General features: G+C 69.8%; 1 protein-coding gene. It reads right to left on the bottom strand.

The features are described 5' to 3' along the window. Positions 1-156: 156 nt before the first annotated feature. On the bottom strand, positions 157-1,016 hold an 860-nt coding region (locus ABGB16_RS33770; RefSeq protein WP_347672108.1), incomplete at its 5' end, for a transposase.

A 1,016-nucleotide genomic window follows, 5' to 3' on the forward strand; every position in this document is an offset into this window, starting at 1 on the left:
CCGAGCAGGTCTTCGAGGACGGATACCAACGGTCGGCCACGATCAGCCGACCCCCGTTCCATCCGGTCTTGTAGGTGAGTTGTCGGCGTAGTTCGGCGAACCCGGCGTCGGCGATGTGCCGGGCCAGACGCCGGTTGGTCAGCATCCCGGACACATTCAGGTCCTCGACCACGATCGTGCCGTGCTCACGGGCCAGCCGTGTGGTGAGCTTGTGCAGCCCATCGCGGCGCAGGTTCGCCACCCGGGCGTACCGCCAGCGAGTCGGGCCTGCGCTCGTTGCCACCGCTTCGACGGCCGTGCTCCGGCGCGCCGGTCCGGGCCTGCCGTGCGGGACAGGCCACGGCCCAGCCGGCGCAGGACGCGCTGCGCGCCGTGCAGGTGACGCGGGTTGGGTACAAGCTCACCGGTGGACAACACGGCGAGATGGATGATCCCGACGTCAACGCCAACCACTGACCCGGGCTGGGCGGGTTGCCGGTCGGTCCGGTCGATCTGCACGGTGAACGCCACGTGCCACCGTCCGCCGTCACGCCGCACGGTCGCGGACATGATCCGGGCGGTGCCGGCCTCCACGCGGCGGGCGAGTTTACGAGCCGACTCGTGCAGCTTCAGACGACCGAGCCGCGGCAACACAACATGCTTACGGTCCGGTGCGACACGGATGGCACCGGTGGTGAACCGCACCGACGGTGTCGTCCGGCGACGGGACTTGAACCGCGGGAAACCGACCGGTCGTCCAGCCCGCTTCCCGGTCCGGGAATCGGCCCAGTTCTTCAACCCGCGGGCGAGGGCGTCCAGACCGGTGTTGAACGCTTCCTTCGAGCATTCCGTCCACCACGGTGCCACGTCGGCTTTCGCCGTGTTCCACGCCCGGCGCAGCGCCGGAAGCGACCACGACACCGTCGGGGTCAGCTGGTCATCGGGCACACCGTAGGTGCGCTCGGCGGCCCGCTGGTCCATGACCGCCTTCACCCGGGCAAGCGCCCAGTTGTAGGCGACACGAGCCGCTCCCGCAT

Origin of the sequence: Micromonospora sp. B11E3 (genome assembly GCF_039871625.1) — a bacterium.
Classification (GTDB): domain Bacteria; phylum Actinomycetota; class Actinomycetes; order Mycobacteriales; family Micromonosporaceae; genus Micromonospora.